This window comes from Bartonella sp. MR168JLCBS (genome assembly GCF_042194175.1).
On the sequence record NZ_JBHIMP010000004.1, the window covers coordinates 59,048 to 76,548 of the forward strand.

The 17,501-nt window shown below is 37.5% G+C and carries 19 protein-coding genes; 8 read left to right on the forward strand and 11 right to left on the reverse strand.

Annotation, left to right across the window (positions count from 1 at the left end):
- Positions 1–59 precede the first annotated feature (59 nt).
- Positions 60–266: a hypothetical protein gene (locus ACFIK8_RS04165; RefSeq protein ID WP_005773510.1), complete on the forward strand. Its 207-nt coding sequence runs from the start codon at positions 60–62 to the stop codon at positions 264–266.
- Here the strand turns inward: ACFIK8_RS04165 and dprA are convergent.
- From dprA to ACFIK8_RS04185, 4 genes are read right to left on the reverse strand one after another with little or no spacing between them, the layout of a single operon-like run.
- Positions 196–1,410 carry a DNA-processing protein DprA gene (dprA, locus tag ACFIK8_RS04170; protein ID WP_375636078.1) on the reverse strand — a complete coding sequence of 405 codons (1,215 nt, stop codon included), beginning with the start codon at positions 1,408–1,410 and terminating at the stop codon, positions 196–198. The genes ACFIK8_RS04165 and dprA overlap by 71 nt on opposite strands.
- Entirely contained in the window at positions 1,385–2,017 is a 633-nt protein-coding gene (gene plsY, locus ACFIK8_RS04175) for a glycerol-3-phosphate 1-O-acyltransferase PlsY (protein ID WP_375636079.1), read from the reverse strand. The genes dprA and plsY overlap by 26 nt, the downstream gene beginning before the upstream one ends.
- An 11-nt stretch (positions 2,018–2,028) precedes the next feature.
- Entirely contained in the window at positions 2,029–3,330 is a 1,302-nt protein-coding gene (locus ACFIK8_RS04180) for a dihydroorotase (RefSeq protein WP_375636080.1), read from the reverse strand.
- A complete protein-coding gene (locus tag ACFIK8_RS04185; RefSeq protein WP_375636081.1) occupies positions 3,327–4,292 on the reverse strand; it encodes an aspartate carbamoyltransferase catalytic subunit in 966 nt (321 codons plus the stop codon). The genes ACFIK8_RS04180 and ACFIK8_RS04185 overlap by 4 nt, the downstream gene beginning before the upstream one ends.
- A gap of 125 nt (positions 4,293–4,417) precedes the next feature.
- On the opposite strand from ACFIK8_RS04185, the gene ACFIK8_RS04190 reads away from it, so the two are divergent.
- On the forward strand, positions 4,418–6,037 hold the full coding sequence (locus ACFIK8_RS04190; protein WP_273787944.1) for an acyl-CoA dehydrogenase family protein: 1,620 nt from the start codon (positions 4,418–4,420) through the stop codon (positions 6,035–6,037).
- Here ACFIK8_RS04190 and ruvX read toward each other — a convergent pair.
- A complete protein-coding gene (ruvX, locus tag ACFIK8_RS04195) occupies positions 6,022–6,501 on the reverse strand; it encodes a Holliday junction resolvase RuvX (RefSeq protein WP_375636082.1) in 480 nt (159 codons plus the stop codon). The two genes, ACFIK8_RS04190 and ruvX, sit on opposite strands and share 16 nt — an antisense overlap.
- 138 nt (positions 6,502–6,639) lie before the next feature.
- On the opposite strand from ruvX, the gene gatC reads away from it, so the two are divergent.
- A complete protein-coding gene (gene gatC / locus ACFIK8_RS04200) occupies positions 6,640–6,927 on the forward strand; it encodes an Asp-tRNA(Asn)/Glu-tRNA(Gln) amidotransferase subunit GatC (RefSeq protein ID WP_015856421.1) in 288 nt (95 codons plus the stop codon).
- Between the two features lie 31 nt (positions 6,928–6,958).
- A complete protein-coding gene (gatA, locus tag ACFIK8_RS04205; protein ID WP_375653098.1) occupies positions 6,959–8,443 on the forward strand; it encodes an Asp-tRNA(Asn)/Glu-tRNA(Gln) amidotransferase subunit GatA in 1,485 nt (494 codons plus the stop codon).
- A 95-nt stretch (positions 8,444–8,538) separates the two neighbouring features.
- On the opposite strand, the gene ACFIK8_RS04210 is transcribed toward gatA, so the two are convergent.
- From ACFIK8_RS04210 to ACFIK8_RS04230, 5 genes are all read right to left on the reverse strand, one after another.
- The gene (locus ACFIK8_RS04210; RefSeq protein WP_015856419.1) at positions 8,539–9,249 is read right to left on the reverse strand and encodes an ABC transporter ATP-binding protein; all 711 of its coding nucleotides are present in this window, start codon (positions 9,247–9,249) and stop codon (positions 8,539–8,541) included.
- Positions 9,236–10,018 carry an ABC transporter ATP-binding protein gene (locus ACFIK8_RS04215; protein WP_015856418.1) on the reverse strand — a complete coding sequence of 261 codons (783 nt, stop codon included), beginning with the start codon at positions 10,016–10,018 and terminating at the stop codon, positions 9,236–9,238. Before ACFIK8_RS04215 ends, ACFIK8_RS04210 begins: the two co-directional genes overlap by 14 nt.
- Positions 10,015–11,073, reverse strand: coding sequence for a branched-chain amino acid ABC transporter permease (locus ACFIK8_RS04220; RefSeq protein ID WP_273787947.1), 1,059 nt, complete (start codon positions 11,071–11,073; stop codon positions 10,015–10,017). Before ACFIK8_RS04220 ends, ACFIK8_RS04215 begins: the two co-directional genes overlap by 4 nt.
- On the reverse strand, positions 11,073–12,149 hold the full coding sequence (locus ACFIK8_RS04225) for a branched-chain amino acid ABC transporter permease (RefSeq protein WP_273787948.1): 1,077 nt from the start codon (positions 12,147–12,149) through the stop codon (positions 11,073–11,075). The genes ACFIK8_RS04220 and ACFIK8_RS04225 overlap by 1 nt, the downstream gene beginning before the upstream one ends.
- Positions 12,150–12,263: 114 nt before the next feature.
- The gene (locus ACFIK8_RS04230) at positions 12,264–13,397 is read right to left on the reverse strand and encodes an ABC transporter substrate-binding protein (RefSeq protein ID WP_015856415.1); all 1,134 of its coding nucleotides are present in this window, start codon (positions 13,395–13,397) and stop codon (positions 12,264–12,266) included.
- A 323-nt stretch (positions 13,398–13,720) separates the two neighbouring features.
- On the opposite strand from ACFIK8_RS04230, the gene ACFIK8_RS04235 reads away from it, so the two are divergent.
- The 4 genes from ACFIK8_RS04235 (at position 13,721) to ACFIK8_RS04250 (ending at position 16,649) form a co-directional block, all read left to right on the forward strand.
- Entirely contained in the window at positions 13,721–14,296 is a 576-nt protein-coding gene (locus ACFIK8_RS04235; RefSeq protein ID WP_015856414.1) for a cold-shock protein, read from the forward strand.
- 243 nt (positions 14,297–14,539) lie between these two features.
- Positions 14,540–15,052: a DUF192 domain-containing protein gene (locus ACFIK8_RS04240; protein WP_375636084.1), complete on the forward strand. Its 513-nt coding sequence runs from the start codon at positions 14,540–14,542 to the stop codon at positions 15,050–15,052.
- The gene (locus ACFIK8_RS04245) at positions 15,049–15,822 is read left to right on the forward strand and encodes an alpha/beta fold hydrolase (protein WP_375636085.1); all 774 of its coding nucleotides are present in this window, start codon (positions 15,049–15,051) and stop codon (positions 15,820–15,822) included. The genes ACFIK8_RS04240 and ACFIK8_RS04245 overlap by 4 nt, the downstream gene beginning before the upstream one ends.
- A gap of 614 nt (positions 15,823–16,436) precedes the next feature.
- Entirely contained in the window at positions 16,437–16,649 is a 213-nt protein-coding gene (locus tag ACFIK8_RS04250) for a DUF3126 family protein (protein WP_015856411.1), read from the forward strand.
- Positions 16,650–16,693: 44 nt separating this feature from the next.
- On the opposite strand, the gene radC is transcribed toward ACFIK8_RS04250, so the two are convergent.
- Positions 16,694–17,488, reverse strand: coding sequence for a DNA repair protein RadC (gene radC / locus ACFIK8_RS04255; RefSeq protein ID WP_375644815.1), 795 nt, complete (start codon positions 17,486–17,488; stop codon positions 16,694–16,696).
- Positions 17,489–17,501: the final 13 nt, after the last annotated feature.

Genomic DNA, 17,501 nt, shown 5'->3' on the forward strand with positions numbered 1-17,501 from the left:
AAATACTAAGATAACGTCTATTGAGAGGTAGGAGGGGAAATGCTCAAGGATAGAGGATTATGTTTATAAATCATTTAAAAGTTATCCAATATATTACAGACATGTCTAAGCAAATGAATCAGATGGCGCGTCAGGCGCATAGTCCGCTTTTAGCATTGCTTTTGGATATGGTTGCCAAAGAAGGGCAAAGCATTATTAATAGTGCTGAGGCTCTTGGGGAAGATCAAGATTCGACAATGACACACAACCACCAGAGTGTCGAATAAGCTTTCCAGCAAGCTCGAGTTCTACCAACAAGAGGTAGAGAGTTGGAAGTGAAACACCTGTGTGGGTGCTGAGAGTGTCTAAATCGATTGGCGTTGTTGAAAGAGCGGAGAGAACTGCTGCACGTGCTGCATCATCACCTGCTAAAGAGGGACCGCTGTTTTTTTCATCTGCTAAATTGAAATTCTCCTTTTCAAGTTGTAAAGAGGATGGTTCCTCAAAAAAATTGAGTTGCGAATTTGGAAGCGGTGAAATTAATGGCGTAAGTGTTTCTATGATGTCAGAAGGATGTGTGGTGAGTAGAGCACCGTCCTTGATAAGATTGTTTGTACCAACAGATCTTGGATCAAGTGGTGAGCCGGGAATGGCAAAAATTAACCGCCCCATTTCAGCTGCTTGACGTGCGGTAATTAAGGACCCTGAGCGCAGGGCTGCCTCTACAACCAAGAGACCAAGTGATAGAGCTGCAATAATACGGTTTCTTCTTGGAAAGTCGATAGCACGCGGCTTCCAAGAAATGGGCATTTCGCTGATGATGGCTCCACCATTGGCGATAATATCTTCATGCAACTTTTTATTTTCAGGAGGATAGATATGATCAATTCCCCCAGCCATAACTGCAACAGTTCCTGTTTTTAAACTTGCTTGATGCGCAACGCTATCAATTCCACGAGCGAGCCCAGAAATTGTTACAAAGTCTGCTTCTCCGAGAAAACGCGCAAATTGAGCCGTAAGCTTTTTTCCCGCAGCTGAAGCATTTCGAGAACCTATAATTCCAATAGAAGTTTTTTGAAAAATTGAAACATTACCTTTGATAGCAATAAGCGGCGGAGGGGCTTCTGTAACCTTAAGAAAAGCTGGATAATCTGGTTCTCCCATACCGATAAACCGAACACCTAATCTTTTCGCTTTTTGTATTTCTTTTTCTGCATCTTCTAAGCTTGCTATTTTAATAGATACAGAACCACCGCCTTTTCTACTAAGCTCTGGCAGCGCTTCCAGAGCATTTTCTGCTGTTTTATAATGATCAATGAGATTGCGAAAACTCACTGCTCCAATATTTTCACTACGCAACAACCGTAACCAATTTAGACGTTGACGATCAGTGAGCAGGATTCCTTTATTTATCCCCGTTTTGAGTCCCAATCTTACTTTCTTCCCCAATTAATAATCTACCGATATTTGCGTAATGCTTTATATACACAAATATGCTCATCACAATCAGCATAAAATAGAAATAAGGATCGGAAAAGTAAAAAACAAATATCGCAGTTATAACAACAGAAACGAGTGCGGATAATGAAGAATAGCGTGTGAGGAGAAAAATCGTTATCCATACAATAATAAAAATAATTGCTGCAGGCCAATAGATTCCTAAGCAGATCCCTAGATAGGTAGCAACACCTTTGCCGCCTTTAAATTTAAGCCATATGGGGAAAAGATGCCCTAAGAAAACAAAAAAACCTGCTAGAGAAACAAGGATACTATTGTCTAGCGGATCACTAAAAAACTTTATAACGAAAACAACGATAGTTCCTTTCAACATATCACAAAGAAGTGTTAGAGCAGCAAGTTTTTTATTTCCTGTTCGTAAAACATTTGTAGCTCCAATATTGCCGGAACCAATTGTTCTCACATCGCCAAGTTTGGCTAATCTCGTAAAAAGAAGACCAAATGGAATCGAGCCAATGATATAAGATATGAGGAAAATAAACCATGGAGTGGACTGAAAAAATATTTCTGCTTCATTCATTAAAAATCTCATTAAGTTTGTTGATCAAGTTTAAAAACGGTTTTCCCTTTCACAATGGTCTGGAGCACGCGTCCTTGAAAACGTGCATTCTCAAAAGGGGTATTTTTTGAACGTGAATAGAGCTTCTCTTTCGAAACAACCCATGGTTCTTCAAGATCAACCACAATAAGGTCTGCATGAGCACCTTTCTTCAGTGTTCCTGCATTGAGTCCAAAGAGCTTTGCAGGCGCCGTTGACAAAAGTTCAGTTATCCGTAGAAGAGATAGGCTCTCATCATGATAAAGGCGTAAGGCTGCACTCAATAAAGTCTCCATACCAATAGCGCCAACTGCTGCGTCATTAAATGGTAAATGTTTTGTATCTTTACTTTGAGGATCATGAGAAGAGACAATAACATCTATAGTCCCATCCTTTATTGCTTCAATCATTGCTATACGGTCTTCTTCTGTACGCAATGGGGGCATTAAGCGAAAAGAGGTGCGATATTCGCCAATGTCATTTTCATTGAAAGATAAATGATTAATAGATACACCCGCTGAAATTTTCTCACTGCGTTTTTTACCTAAACGAAGTGCATCAGCAGAGAGTGCTGTTGATATTTGAGCGGCATGATAGCGTGTTTGCGTTAATACTGCTAATCGCAGATCCCTTTCAAGTGGGATAACTTCTGCTTCGCGGGGGATGCCAGAAAGACCAAGCCAACTGGCGAGCAGCCCTTCATTCATCACACCTTGTCCTGTAAGATCTTTATCTTGCGTTTCATGCATCAATGGAACATCAAAATCACGCGCATAAGTCATTGCACGTCGCATAACAGATGAACTTTGAAGCGTTTTTTTTCCTTCATAAAAGGCAACAGCTCCTGCATCTTTTAGTAAGCCGAATTCCGCTATTTGCTGTCCGTTGAAACCTTGTGTGATCGCAGCAACGGGATAAATATTGACCGATGACTTTTCTTGTACTGTATGCCTAATAAATTCAACAAGTGCCACATTATCAATGACTGGACGCGTATCTGGCATCATGAGGAAAGAAGTAATACCACCTGCGGCGGCGGATTGACTTGTTGATGCGATTGTTTCACAGTGTTCATTCCCTAATTCTCCAACAAAAACGCGCGCATCAACAAGGCCAGGGAGAATTGCTTTGTTTTGTGCGTTAACAATTTCTGCTTCTTCTGGGAAACCCTGATTCAGAGCATCTTTTCCAGCGGCTATAATCCGTCCATTTTCAACAATAACTGTACCAATTTCATCGACTGCGCGTGAAGGATCAATAATACGAGCATTTTGAAAAACAATTGGTTTTATCATTTTTTTTCTCCACTGATCTTTGCGCGTGAATCTAATAAAGCCTCCATGACCGCCATACGCACTGCAATTCCCATTTCTACTTGTGTATGAATCATACTTTGTGATCCATCTGCTATGTCAGATGCAATCTCTACACCACGGTTTATTGGGCCAGGATGCAGAATAATGGAATCATTTTTGGCATAGGCTAAATTTTCTTTATGTAAGCCAAAATAATGGAAATATTCATGCGTAGAGGGAATAAAAGAACCTGTCATCCGTTCATGCTGTAAGCGTAACATCATGATAACGTCAGCATTTTTAAGACCTTCTTTCATTGTGTTAAAAACCTCAACACTCATATGAGTGATTTCTGCGGGTAAGAGTGTTGAGGGAGCAACAACACGAACACGAGCACCCAAAGCATTGAGACTCAGGATATTGGAACGGGCAACACGTGAGTGTAAGATATCTCCACAAATCGCAACAGTTAATCCTTCAATACGACCTTTTGCTCTTTTAATGGTTAGAGCATCTAATAAAGCCTGTGTTGGATGTTCATGAGCACCATCACCTGCATTAATGACACAACAATCAACTTTTTGCGCTAATAAAGCTGCCGCTCCTGCACTGTTATGGCGAAAAACCAGTATATCCGGCTTCATCGCATTGAGAGTTGCAGCTGTATCAAGTAATGTTTCTCCTTTTTTTACAGATGAGTTGCCGATCGCAAGACTCATCACGTGTGCACCTAGCCTTTTACCCGCTAATTCAAAAGAAGATTGTGTTCGCGTAGAGGCTTCAAAAAAGAGATTAATTTGAGTCCGTCCATGCAAAGTAGATTTTATTTTATCAATTTTGTTAGAAAGGATAACATTTGCTTCTGCACGATCAAGCAATGTATTAAGATCTTGTACACTTAGATCTTTAATAGCTAAAAGATGTTGATGAGGGAAAAGTGGAAAAAAATTATCTTGAATCATAGCATTCTTCTTTATCTCTCTCTAAACAGGTTAAACAAGCATTTGTTTGAATATGATAAATGTTTCTTAACTCTAAAAAGACAAATAGTCTATGATATGAATGGTTTGAATGTAGGAATATACCTATGAGTGCTGTATCTGCGCAAAATAATCGTCGAAAAAATACATTTCTTAGCGATACGCTTATGTTTCGTATTGCCTCTACTTTGCCTAAGTTTTTGTTAGCAAGTTTTGAAGAAATAGGAGATTTTGCAGCGAGTCGAGAAGCATGGAAACTCTCTTGCTTGGCAAATCATTATAAGCCTTTATTGTGTTATAATGATGAATGGGGGCAACCGACGGAAAAATTAGAGATCCATTCTTCCTATCAAGCTCTTCAACAATATTCTAGACAAGCTGGTTTGGTTACCTCACTTTGGGAAAATACGAGCTCAGAAAATGGAGTACGCTATCAAGCGCGTGCGATTCGTTTAGCTTTATCTGCTGGTTTAGAAACAGGACATTTGAATGAAGTTATCATAACGAGTGCAGCTATTGCTGTGTTAATTAGTGATATTGAGCTCTTCAAAAAATGGCAAAATGTACTTTTATCACGCCAATATGATTCCTCATCAAAGCCTATTCATCATAAAAAGGCTGCTTCTCTAACTTGTGCATTTGATGATATTGAAAAATACGCTTTTAATTTTCCAAGTGTTAAGAAGATTTCTTTCGATGAAAGTATGGAACGTGATCTATATCGTTTAAATGTTGTAAAAACCAATGTTATTAATCCTACCGCTGACGGATATCTTGTTAGTGCAGATTTAAATGGTCATTTAAGTTGTTTTTTTATTCCACGCATACAAGAAAATGGCGCATTAAATGGATTTATATCGATTCGTCATTTAATTCAGCGTTCTGGAGAACTTTTAACACCAGAGGGGGTTGTTGATTTCCAAGGCAGTTATGGTTGGCTTTTGGGAAATGCTGGAGAAGGGCTTAAAGTTATTAAAGATATCGAGACGATGATGCGTTTCGATCAATCAGTAATATCGGCAGGTGTTTTGCGAGCGGCTCTTCAATTTGGCATAGATTTTTTCCGGAAAAAAATGCCCAATCAACCTTTACCACCACTGACAGAACGTATTTTTGCAGATATTGCATTAGATATAGCTGCTTCACAAGCATTGGTTTTGCGTTTAGCGAGAGCATTTGACAATGCAGCAAATGACCGTTCTGAAGCAGCTTTTGCCCGCATTATGACACCTATTATTGCTTATCACGTAAGTCAATTGGTTGTGCCTATTATTGGCGAAATTATTGCACAACTTGGTATTGAAAGTTTTATAGAGAATAATCCATTATCGCAAATGTTGCATAATGGGCCTGCACGAATTGTGAGAAATAGTTCTGCTAATCAATTGGTAAAGGATGCCATTCTTATTGCTGAAAAAGCACCAGGACTGTTTCAGAAATTGTTAGAAAAAATTGCTCTTGATATTGGACCAGCGGGACCACGAGCAATTGAAATTATTAAGTCAGCAGGTGATATGGCATCAGCAAATGAAGGTGCAGGAAGGTTTTTTGTTGAACAGGTAGCCTATGCAGCAGCAGCAGCAGCATTACGTTCTACAGACATAGAACATGTTGCAAATGCCTATATGGAAAGCCGTCTTGGGGGACAGTGGAGATCTTCCTACGGGATGCTCATTGCACGATATAATGCAGGGCATTTGCTCAATGTCCTCTATCCTTCCATATGATGAAAGTTTTGAATTCTATTGAGAGCACCTTGCAATATAAAAGCAGCGGCTGCCGAATCAATTCGGCTTGCTCTTTTAGCGCGCGATACATTCATTTCTAGAAGAGAACGCTCTGCAGCAATTGTTGACAAACGTTCGTCCCAAAAAACAAATGGAATTTTTGTATAAGCTTTCATATTGCTCACAAAAGCTCTGGTTGCTTGAACACGAGAACCGCTGCTCCCATTCATGTTAAGGGGTAAGCCGATGATAATAACGCCTACATTTTCACGGTCAAAAGTTTTAATAAGTGTGTAAGCATCTTCTGTAAATTTTTTTCGCTGTAGTACAGGACGCGGATTTGAGACAGTCAGCCCCATATCAGAAATCGCAATTCCGATAGTTTTTGTCCCTAAATCTAAGCCTGCTATTGTTTGTCCAGGCAAAAGATGTGTCATAACTTCGTTTATATTAATAACGGTCATAAGGGTATAATGCGTTTTTTAATGTTTCAGATCTAATGGTTATATTCTTCATTCATGTTATCTAATATTCTTGCGCTTGCAAGCTCAGCCTTGTATAGCCAGAATAAAGATTAATAAAAACAGAAAGGCGTAAATAGTATGTCTGTTGATCAAGAGACCGTCAAGCGGGTCGCACATTTAGCGCGGATTGCTATCCACGATGATGAGATAGAACCTGTGACAAAAAAATTCAATGCTATTTTAGGTTTTGTAGAGCAATTGAATGAAGTTGATGTCAGTGGAGTTGAGCCATTAACATCTGTGATGCCGATGACTCTACGAATGCGTGAAGATAGTGTTACAGATGGCGATAAAGCAGCAGATATTGTAGCCAATGCCCCTGTTACAGAAGAAAATTTTTTTCTTGTCTCAAAAATTGTTGAGTAACTTTTTATATTTTTGAAATTTGAGAACCAATATGACCGATTTAACAACCCTCACAATTGCGCAAGCTCGTGATTCTCTAACAAAGAAAAATCTCAAAGCAACAGAATTAACGGAAGCTTATTTACAAGCAATAGAATCAGCTAATCCAATTTTGAATGCTTATGTAACAATAACAGCAGAACAGGCAATGAAAATGGCTGCTGAATCAGATAGTCGCTTAGCGAGAGGGCAGGGAGGGCTTTTAGAAGGAATTCCTTTGGGGATTAAAGATCTTTTTGCAACCTATGGTGTTCATACTCAAGCCTGTTCACATATCCTTGATGGTTTTAAACCGCATTATGAATCAACTGTCACGGCTAATTTATGGCAAGACGGTGCTGTAATGTTAGGAAAACTTAATATGGATGAGTTTGCTATGGGCTCATCCAATGAAACATCATATTATGGTCCCGTTATTAATCCGTGGAGAAAAAAAGACTCGAATGAAAAACTCGTACCCGGTGGTTCTTCGGGAGGATCTGCTGCCGCTGTTGCTGCACAAATTTGTGCCGGTGCAACTGCAACCGATACAGGTGGCTCAATACGTCAACCAGCAGCTTTTACTGGAACTGTAGGAATAAAGCCAACTTATGGACGTTGTTCACGGTGGGGCGTTGTTGCATTTGCTTCATCCCTTGATCAAGCTGGACCTGTTGCTAGAGATGTTCGTGATTGTGCTATCTTACTAAGATCAATGGCCTCTTTTGATGAAAAAGATTCTACTTCCGTGAATTTACCAGTTCCTGATTATGAAAGTTATCTTGGTCAATCAATTAAAGGAATGAAAATTGGTATCCCAAAAGAATATCATATGGATGGAATGTCTCCAGAAATTATTGAGCTTTGGAAAAAAGGCATAAGTTGGTTAAAGGAAGCAGGAACTGAGATTAAGAACATTTCTTTGCCCCATACAAAATATGCTCTACCTTCTTATTATATTATAGCTCCTGCAGAAGCCTCTTCTAATTTAGCACGTTATGATGGTGTGCGTTTTGGTCTACGCGTGCCTGGAAAAGACATCATTGAGATGTATGAAAACACGCGCTCTGTTGGTTTTGGTGATGAAGTCAAGCGACGTATTTTGGTTGGGACTTATGTTCTTTCATCTGGTTATTATGATGCCTGTTATCTAAGAGCTCAAAAAGTAAGAACACTCGTAAAACGTGATTTTGATCAATGTTTTGCTTCAGGCATTGATGCTATTCTAACACCAGCAACACTAACACCTGCCTTTGGTATTGCTGATGAAAAAATAAAAAATGATGCTGTAGCAATGTATCTTAATGACATTTTTACGGTACCCGTTAATATGGCTGGTTTACCAGGAATTTCTGTTCCTGCAGGTCTGTCATCAAATGGTTTGCCTCTAGGATTGCAATTGATTGGTAAACCTTTTGCTGAGGAAGTCATTTTTCAGATAGCGCACATTATTGAAAAAGAAGCAGGGATATTCAGTGCAGAAAAATGGTGGATGTAATAATCAAACTTCGTAAAGGAGCATTTCTCATTGAGGATGAGAAATGCTTTTTTAAAAGGTGGAGTGATGAACTCTATTTCCTCAATTCGTAGTCTTTATCCACCAAGATAGGCTTCTTTAACACGCGAATCAGAGAGCATAGTTTTACCTTCACCGTGAAATAAAATATGCCCTACCTCTAAAATATAAGCATAGTCAGCTATAGAAAGCGCAGCAAATGCATTTTGTTCAATAAGAAGAACAGTTTTTCCCATCTCATTAATTTTTCTAATAATCGAAAAAATTTCTCGAACGAGAAGCGGTGCCAACCCCAACGATGGTTCATCTAATATGACCATATCAGGATTGCTCATGAGTGCACGACCCACAGCAACCATCTGTTGTTCACCACCTGACATTGTTCCTCCTAACTGTTTTGCTCTTTCACGTAGACGCGGAAAAAGATCAAATATCCATTCAATATCACGGGAAATTCCCTGCTTATCGTGACGAATATAAGCGCCTAGATGAAGATTCTCTAAAACAGTGAGATGGGGCATGATACGGCGTCCTTCAGGACTTAGAGCAATACCTAATCGCAAAATCTCTTCTGGTGATTTTTTAATAATAGATTTGCCATTATAGGTAATTTTTCCATAAACAGAGCGATTAAGTCCTGTAATAGAACGTACAATACTGCTTTTTCCTGCACCATTGGCTCCAATTAAAGTGACAATACTTCCCTTTTTTATGGACATAGAAAGATTTTGGACAGCTTTAATGGCGCCATAATGAACGTAAAGATTTTTTATTTTAAGAATATCCATAAACATCTCCGCCAAGATAAGCTTCAATAACTTTAGGGTTATTACGAATTTCATCTGGTGTACCATTGGCAATGCAACAGCCATATTCCATAACCAAAATATGTTGGCAAAGCCCCATAACCACTTTCATATCGTGCTCAATAAGAAGAATTGTAAGATCAAAGTCTTTTTGCACTTTTGCTATGAATTTTCTAAGATCCTCACTTTCTTGTGGATTCATGCCAGCAACAGGTTCATCAAGAAGAAGCAATTTGGGCTTTGTGGCTAACGCGCGTGCAATTTCTAGACGTCGTTGCACACCATAAGGTAAAGCTGTTGCCGATTGATTGGCAAGGTGATCAAGTTGTAGCTGTTCAAGGAGCTCCAAGGAATTTTTATAAACTTCCTTCTTTTCTTTCATTGCTTTTGAAAAAAATAGAGCTGAAGAAAACCAAGGATATTTTTGTCGAACATGCGCTCCTACCATAACATTCTGCAAAACCGTTAACCCTGAGAAAAGACGAATATTTTGAAATGTTCTGGCAATATGGCGTCTACAGATAATATAAGGAGGCGCTCCAGAAATTTTTTGCTCATCAAAAAGAATGACGCCGCTTGTAGGAGCATAAAATCCAGAAATCATATTGAAAACTGTTGTTTTTCCAGCGCCATTGGGACCAATTAATCCAGTAATACTTCCTCGTTTAATTGCCATATTAATATTATTTACAGCAACTAATCCGCCAAAACGCATTACAATATTATTGAGTGAAAGGATGGTGTCGTTCATAGCTTTCCCTCAGTATTAGAAAGCTTTTTGCGTGTCAAAAAGCTATAAATTCCATTCCATGAGAATTCTCGTTGTCCCATCAACCCTTTTCTCCAAAACAAGATAATTACCAGCAATAAAAGAGAAAAAACAACCATGCGAAGTCCTGGTGTTTCTGGGATATGTATAAAACCTAAGTCAAATGGACTTTCAATAATACGAAGCCATTCAAGCATAACTGTAATAATAATGCTGCCAATAATGCTTCCTGTAATTGAGCCGAGACCACCAGCAACTACAATCATCAAAATATTAAAAGTTAGAAGAAAATTAAACATTTTGGGATCAATAGTTGAAATAAGAGCAGCCATTAATGCTCCACCTATACCTGCAAAAAACGCTCCAACAGTAAAAGAAAAACTACGGTAGAAAAAAGCGTTAATTCCCATAGTTTTCGCAGCAATTTCATCATCACGAATGGCACGTAATACGTTACCAGTATTGCTTTGCAGTAAAAGGACAATAAAGAGAACAGTAAATGCTAACCAACCATAGTTCCACCATAATGTTGCATTTTGAGGTATTCCCTTGATACCTAAAGAGCCATTTGTAAGCGATGTTGCGTTCGTAATGACAATGCGAATAATTTCTGCAAAACCCAATGTTGCAATTCCAAGATAATCACCACCAAGACGTAATATTGGCAAAGCAATCAATAAACCTACAACTGCAGCACATATACCACTTATAACAACAGCGACAAAAAAAGGTAATTGCAGATGATACAATGGTTCAGCGATAGGCTCCAGAATCCACATCATTTCTTTTTGTTCAGGGGAAAGAAGTAAAATTGCGCAAACATAAGCACCAATAGCCATAAATCCAGCATGTCCAAGAGAAAACATACCTGTGAAACCGTAAATCAAATTAAGCGAAATTGCTAATATCGCATTAATAGCAATCAGATTTATGATACGAAGCGTATAGTCATTAAAATGGCTATCAGCATAAAATAAAAAACCTATGAGAACTAAAACACTTATACAAGATAAAACAGTTGTCACTGACTTTGCCATTAGATTTTCTCCTGACTTTTTTTACCCATTAATCCTGTGGGCAATATCAATAAAATCAGAATCAATAAAATGAAAGCGAAGGCATCTCGATATCCAGATAGCGCGGGGAAAAATGCGATAATCATAATTTCAATAAACCCTAATAACAATCCTCCCAACATTGCTCCTGGTATCGAACCAATACCTCCGATAACAGCAGCGATAAATGCTTTGAGACCAGGAAGAACGCCCATATAAGGCTGAATTTGAGGATAACGTAAAGACCACATAATACCTGCTATAGCGGCAAGAGCTGAGCCTATTCCAAATGTAAATGCAATAACTTTATTGACAGACACACCCATCAAACGCGTCGTTTCAATATCATGGGAGATTGCACGCATAGCAAGACCCGGTTTTGTTTTATGGATAATCCATAACAGTAAAACAATAAGAATCAATGACACAACGGGAACGATCAGAGACATGGGAGCAATTCTAATGATACCATCTGCTCCTGATCCTAAATGCCATAAAAATGGTGTTACAAGAAAATCTGGTTGTTTTACACCTTTCGGAACACCACTAAAGAGTACAGTAGAAAGATTTTCAATAAAAAAAGAAACACCAATTGCACCGATAAGCGCCGAGATACGCGGAGCATGGCGTAGAGGTTTATAGGCAAGTTGATCAACAATAATACCCACTGCACTTGTAATAAAAATGGAAAAACAAAGAGCTAAAACCCAAATCGGGGTAAAATCTTGTGGAGAAATTTTAAAATAATAAACAAAACCTAACGCAAGGATTAAAAAAACAGCAATCCAGTAAATTGAAGGGCGCCTTTTAAACCCTATAAAGACCGAATAATAAATAAGAGCCGCGAGAAACAAAAGAAGAAGTGCTGCCCAAGCAGGCATAAAGCTAATTGTGGAAAAGAAAACAAAATATGCTCCCAGCATAAAGATATCACCGTGAGCAAAATTAATGAGTCTCAGTATACCGTAGACCATGGTGTAACCAATAGCGATAAGCCCATAAAGAGATCCCAATGCCAGTGCATTAAAAAAATACTGGATGAACATTTCAGTGCTCATCTCTCATCCTTCCACATTTGTTAATTTACATAGGATAACAAGAAATTTCTAAGTTTTTGGTTGAGAAAAAGATCCTCAACCAATTCTTGCATTTTAATAAGTAAAACTTTTTAATTAAAAAGCAGGTTTAACCTCTTCTAAATAAACACGTTTTCCATCCTGTATTTTAATGATACCAATAGGAATCTTAGGGTTATGATTTTCATCCATTGACATATCACCGAAGGGGGTTTGAAAATCTTTTAATTTGCTAAGAGCGATAGTAATTTTTTCACGATCAGCGCTACCAGCATTTTCAATAGCCTTCATGAACATCATATAACTCGTATATCCCAAAACAGAATTGATATTCGGCTCTTTGTCAGGATACTCTTTTTTCCATTCTGCTGTGAATTCTTGCGCAGCTACTGACATATTTGGCATATCCTCACTATAGGGAAGTGTCGTATGTAAGAAACCTTCTGAAGCTTTTCCTGCAATCGCAATGGTTTCTGGATTATCCATAGCATCTCCACCCATAATTTGAAACTTTGCTCCTAATTCTCGTGCTTGTTTCATAATGATAGCACCTTCAGAAAAGTAAGATGGAATGAATAAGATATCAGGTTTTTGCGCGATAATTTGCGTAAGAACAGCTGAAAAATCCTGATCTCCGGAATTATAGTTTAAATTTGAGACAACTTCACCACCTAATTTTTTGAAAGCACGCATAAAGTAGCTTGCAAGACCAATGGCATAATCGTTTGAAATATCTTTGAGGATAGCTGCTTTTTTTGCGTGTAAAGTTTGACTTATGTAAGTCGCGATTCCCACTCCTTGATAGGAATCAATAAAACAAGCGCGGAAATAATATTTTTTACCCTGTGTAACAAGAGGACTTGTTGAGGAAGTTGCAATGGTTGGAGTCTTTGCTTTTTCAGATATTTCACCACCTGCCAACGAAAGCGAGGAACCATAGCTACCAATGATTCCACTTACTTTTTCACTTGCTGTTAAACGCATAACAGCATTAGCTGCTTCTACTTTATCAGACTTATTATCAATAATAACAAGTTCTACTTTACGTCCTAAAATTTCTGGAATTTTTTTATGGGCTAATTCTATACCTCTAATTTCAAGCTGACCTCCAAATGCATTTTGACCACTTAATGGAAGATAAACACCAATTTTGATAGGTTCACTTGCATAAACATTTGCAGTAAATGCCATGAATGCTGTGATTGTCGTAAGGATTTTCTTCAATTGCATTGCGCATTTTCCTTAATTGAATTGTTGTTTTTTCACCTTATATTGAACTTCTTCATCATGCAAGTTACACATTTATGAAAATATCATTATGTAAAAAACCTTTCATATAACCTCTTTTGTAGGGCACTCTTTGTAAGATATGTAAAGCTTACAATCAAATAGTTTTATAAATATTCATGTTGATATTCTCTGACATTAACATAGAAGATACGACAATATGGGGAAATCTTATCTTGGGGCTTGCGTGTTGATACAAGAGCAATGTTTACTTAAACCTAGAGAATCAATATCGTACAATTTATAAGCTACAGGATCACGTTATTATGACGAGTAAGGATGCATTAAAAGATTGTCCCCTATCTGAAGATAGTATAGGTGCTTGTGGGGAGATTATCGAAATCAGTGGTGTCATTAAGTGGTTTGATGGTAGTAAGGGGTATGGATTTATTGTACCTGATTTACCTCATTTCCCCGATATATTATTGCATGTTACGGTAATGCGAAGGGATGGTTTTCAAACAGCTTTGGAGGGAGCAAAAGTTATTTGTGCTGTGGAAAAAACTGAAAGAGGATTAAAGTGCGTTCAGGTGAAATCCATAGATTGTTCTTCAGCAATTCATCCATCAGAAGTTCCAGCCCGTACCCATGTTGTTGTTACTCCAGAAAGTGGACTAGAACGTGCAATTGTTAAATGGTTTAATCGTGACAAAGGATACGGTTTTCTTAGCCGTGGGCAAGGAACAGAAGATATTTTTATTCATATGGAAACGTTGCGCCGTTTTGGTTTAGCAGAGCTTCGTTCCGGCCAAGTTGTTCTTGTACGTTTTGGTAAAGGAGAAAAAGGTTTAATGACAGCAGAGATTTATCCGGATATAGGCATTCCTTTAGCTACGCATTGAATTTCACGAATAAAAACAGTATGTTTTTAAAGGGGGTTATTCCGTAAATTTCTATAGAGGTAGGTTTTTAAAGAAAATATGGCTCTAGTGAATCCATAAACCAAATGGAGAAAGTTGCGCGTATTACGTTGAAAGAAACTAGAAAACAACAAGGGGGCACCCCTCTTATTTTTTTGACTTTTAAACTCTGGTACTTTTTATTTTAGAAACAAAATTTAAAAATTTTCTGTGGTGGAGACAAGAATGTTAAAGCCTTTTAAAAAGGGGTATATTGTTTTATTGGTAATGCTTTTTATGTTAGAAATGCGTGTTGTTGTAGCAAAAAAGCCCATAGAGATTCCTGTTCATCCGATTCCTTTAGAAATACATACAAAGCAAGGTACGGTTTATTATAAGGTAGAGATTGCTTTTACGCCGTCTCAAGCCGCGGCTGGTTTAATGTATCGGACTGATTTTCCACGCGATCGTGCAATGCTCTTTAAGCAGCTAAAAAGTTCTCAATCGGGAGATGAACAGAAAATTTTTATGTGGATGGCAAATACGCCTTTACCTTTAGATATGATTTTCTTAAACTCTGAGGGAATTATTGTATCGATTATTGAAAACACTTCTCCATTTTCGACAAATACCATTTCATCGGAAGTTCCTGCAGCTTTTGCACTTGAGATTAATGCTGGTGAAGTTTCTGAAAAAAAGATACAAAAAGGGCAACGTGTTATTCATCCTGTACTTTGTGGAAAGTGCAATAAAAAATGACCGCTGAAGATATTCGTTTTTTTGAATATAATGGTTTGCGATTTGCTTATCGAGAAGAAGGGCAGGGTGCGCCTGTTTTGTTGATCCATGGTTTTGGATCTTCTGCACGAGTGAATTGGTATGCAACGGGTTGGTTTCGCATTCTCACTGAAGCAGGATATCGTGTTATTGCTCTTGATAATCGCGGTCACGGAGATTCAGTTAAAAGTTATGACCCTGTTTTTTATACACCTCAAGCTATGGCTGGCGACGCAATAAAGTTACTACAGCATTTAGAGATATCTAAAGCCCATGTTATGGGATATTCTATGGGGGCTCGTATTAGTGCTTTCATGGCTCTTTTGCATCCAACATATGTACACAGTGTCATTTTTGGTGGTTTAGGTATTGGTATGGTAACGGGAGCGGGAAATTGGGAGCCTGTTGCTGAGGCACTTTTAGCAGAAGATATTTCTACTATTACTAATACGCGCGGTTTAATGTTCCGTAAATTTGCAGATCAAACGAAAAGCGATAAACGTGCTCTTGCTGCTTGTATTATCACATCAAAACAGGAGTTAACGGCATCTGAAGTTTACAAAATTAAGCAACCTGCACTTGTTGCCGTTGGTTCATTAGATGAAATTGGCGGTGCAGCAGAGCCGTTAGCAGCTTTATTGCCTTGTGGTGAAGCTTTATCAATTCCTGGTCGAGATCATATGCTTGCTGTAGGCGATAAAGTTTATAAAAAAGGCGTTATAGATTTTCTTTCTCGTTATCCTATAAGATAAGCATTCTTCATAGGTTCTAGCATTCACAAAAATACTCAATATTTTTATCTCGTATAAATTGAAAAACGCTTATTTAAAAATTTTTCTATTGTGACATAAGTTTTTTATAAAAAATGGGAAGAAAGCTAAACTCTTATTAGCCTATTTTGTATATTTTTTAGAGATGTAATTCTTCTAGGGTTAGATAATTATACTTTAAAATTTATTAAAAAGAATTATTTTTGAATGATATAATAATATTTTTTTCTAAAAAATGTAATTTTAAATAAAAAAAGTATTATTATTTTTATCCTTTATAAAAGGAACAAAATTATAAATTATTGATCAATTTTTCTTACGAATATGCATTCTAAATGCGTATGCTAAAATTGGAGATAAAGTAAAATTATTAAAAATATACAGTTTTTGCCATTTTTTAATCTATACGGGTATATTTAATAATGATAGAATCCTTTTGTAAAAGTTTTTTATAAATGTATAAAGCGCGTTGTAAATATATGTAATATTAAGTAAATATTCAGATTAAGCTTTTTTACTAACTTTACAGAATCATGAGGTTGTCTTATTTGCGCGACACGCAGTTATTTAAATCGTTAAAAAAACAGGAGAGCATAGTGAATGCTGATGAAATAAAAAAACTTGATAATTATTTAAAAAATATATTCCAAAACTCAGCATTGCAAGTTAGAGCACGGCCTAAAAAGAGTGATTCTTGTGAGGTTTATATGGGAGATGAGTTTTTAGGCATTATCTATCGAGATGAAGATGAAGATGAGCTCTCCTATAATTTCTCAATGGCTATATTAGATATTGATTTAGAAAATTGATTTGTTGTTCATAGTTGAATGAAGTCTTTTTTATCCCATAAGATTTATATAAGTTTTAATGCTTTAAAGCTCGTATGATTATTTCGTGCAATAATAAGATGGTCATGGATAATAATGCCTAACGCATTTGCTGCATCTTTTAATCTATATGTCATTGTTATATCTGCATCAGAGGGGGTGGAATCGCCAGAAGGGTGATTATGGACTAAGATAAGTCCTGATGCGGATAACTCTAAAGCTCGAGAAATAACTTCACGAGGATAAACAGGGGTATGATCAATGGTTCCAGTTTGTTGCACCTCATCAGCAAGTAAGCCGTTTTTCTTATCAAGAAACAAAATACGAAATTGTTCACGTGTTTCATGAGCCATAACAGCTTTACAATAAGCTAACACTTTATCCCATGATGAAAAAATATCGCGTTTAAACAATTGCGCACGAGCAAGGCGTCCAGCAACATCTGAAATAATTTTTAAATCAATTGCAGTGGCGGGACCACATCCTGGAATTTCTTGAAGTCGGTGAATATCTGCTCCCAACACATCAGCTAATGAACCAAAACGTGCTATCAAATTTTTAGCTATGGGTTTTGTGTTTGCACGGGGTATTGTGCGAAAAAGCAATAATTCAAGATATTCATAATCTTCGATTGCACTTCCTTTTGACTTTAAATAACGCTTCCGAAGACGCTCACGGTGTCCTTGATAATGTTTATGGAGCTGTGCGTTTTTCTGAGGGTCTTCACTTTTTCTTTCTGATACTGGGGTGAGTGGAGAACTCGATGTTAATGCAAAGTGATCACTTTGAGTATCTTCTTTTTGATTTAATTTTTTAGCCATAACATCTCTACAT

Bases quoted from the DNA above. Each gene is read 5' to 3' on its own strand.
- ACFIK8_RS04165 (WP_005773510.1), top strand. From the start codon at position 60: ATGTTTATAAATCATTTAAAAGTTATCCAATATATTACAGACATGTCT.
- plsY (WP_375636079.1), bottom strand. From the start codon at position 2,017: ATGAATGAAGCAGAAATATTTTTTCAGTCCACTCCATGGTTTATTTTC.
- ACFIK8_RS04180 (WP_375636080.1), bottom strand. From the start codon at position 3,330: ATGATAAAACCAATTGTTTTTCAAAATGCTCGTATTATTGATCCTTCA.
- ACFIK8_RS04185 (WP_375636081.1), bottom strand. From the start codon at position 4,292: ATGATTCAAGATAATTTTTTTCCACTTTTCCCTCATCAACATCTTTTA.
- ACFIK8_RS04190 (WP_273787944.1), top strand. From the start codon at position 4,418: ATGAGTGCTGTATCTGCGCAAAATAATCGTCGAAAAAATACATTTCTT.
- ruvX (WP_375636082.1), bottom strand. From the start codon at position 6,501: ATGACCGTTATTAATATAAACGAAGTTATGACACATCTTTTGCCTGGA.
- gatC (WP_015856421.1), top strand. From the start codon at position 6,640: ATGTCTGTTGATCAAGAGACCGTCAAGCGGGTCGCACATTTAGCGCGG.
- gatA (WP_375653098.1), top strand. From the start codon at position 6,959: ATGACCGATTTAACAACCCTCACAATTGCGCAAGCTCGTGATTCTCTA.
- ACFIK8_RS04210 (WP_015856419.1), bottom strand. From the start codon at position 9,249: ATGGATATTCTTAAAATAAAAAATCTTTACGTTCATTATGGCGCCATT.
- ACFIK8_RS04215 (WP_015856418.1), bottom strand. From the start codon at position 10,018: ATGAACGACACCATCCTTTCACTCAATAATATTGTAATGCGTTTTGGC.
- ACFIK8_RS04220 (WP_273787947.1), bottom strand. From the start codon at position 11,073: ATGGCAAAGTCAGTGACAACTGTTTTATCTTGTATAAGTGTTTTAGTT.
- ACFIK8_RS04225 (WP_273787948.1), bottom strand. From the start codon at position 12,149: ATGAGCACTGAAATGTTCATCCAGTATTTTTTTAATGCACTGGCATTG.
- ACFIK8_RS04230 (WP_015856415.1), bottom strand. From the start codon at position 13,397: ATGCAATTGAAGAAAATCCTTACGACAATCACAGCATTCATGGCATTT.
- ACFIK8_RS04235 (WP_015856414.1), top strand. From the start codon at position 13,721: ATGACGAGTAAGGATGCATTAAAAGATTGTCCCCTATCTGAAGATAGT.
- ACFIK8_RS04240 (WP_375636084.1), top strand. From the start codon at position 14,540: ATGTTAAAGCCTTTTAAAAAGGGGTATATTGTTTTATTGGTAATGCTT.
- ACFIK8_RS04245 (WP_375636085.1), top strand. From the start codon at position 15,049: ATGACCGCTGAAGATATTCGTTTTTTTGAATATAATGGTTTGCGATTT.
- radC (WP_375644815.1), bottom strand. From the start codon at position 17,488: ATGGCTAAAAAATTAAATCAAAAAGAAGATACTCAAAGTGATCACTTT.